Source organism: Paracraurococcus ruber (genome assembly GCF_004353985.1).
Taxonomy (GTDB): Bacteria; Pseudomonadota; Alphaproteobacteria; order Acetobacterales; family Acetobacteraceae; genus Paracraurococcus; species Paracraurococcus ruber.
In genome coordinates this window covers 1-549 of record NZ_SMOA01000674.1, presented here as the reverse complement: position 1 = coordinate 549, position 549 = coordinate 1, and the positions used below count along the sequence as shown (strand labels likewise).

At 78.3% G+C, this 549-nt stretch carries 1 protein-coding gene; it reads right to left on the bottom strand.

What is annotated here, in order from left to right; all coding sequences use genetic code 11:
- Nucleotides 1–137 precede the first annotated feature (137 nt).
- On the bottom strand, nucleotides 138–549 hold a 412-nt coding region (locus E2C05_RS32400; RefSeq protein WP_192912578.1), incomplete at its 5' end, for a thioredoxin family protein.

The window sequence follows — 549 nt, the reverse complement described above, 5'->3', positions numbered from 1 at the left end:
GGGCCGGCGCCGCCGGGCCGGCGCCGCGGACCCGGCAGGCGTGCGCGGCGGAGCGATCCGTGGCAAAGCGATGCGCGGCGGGGCGATCCGTGGCGGTTCCTGGGCGCCGCAGCCTGCCGGCGCCCGGGCCCAGCCTGTCAGCCGGCGCCGTCCAGCGCCCGCAGCACGATGCCTTCCGTCAGCACCTGCGGCAGCACCAGCGGCGCGCCGCCGCCGGCGGGGTAGAGCAGGTAGAGCGGCACGCCTTCCCGCCCATGCGCCCGCAGCAGGCTGCCGATGGCGGCGTCGCCCTGCGTCCAGTCGCCCTTGAGATAGGCGATGTTCCGGCCGGCGAAGGCGGCCTGCACCGGCGCCGTCCGGATCACCAGCTGCTCGTTCACCTTGCAGGTGATGCACCAGGCGGCGGTCAGGTTGACGAAGACCGGCCGGCCTTCCGCCTGCAGCGCGGCGACGCGCCCGGCCGACCAGGGCTCCGCCCCCGCTTCGGCGGCCGCGGCGGCGGGCGGCGCGGTGGCCAGGCTCGGCAGCAGCGCGAGCGCGCCGACCACC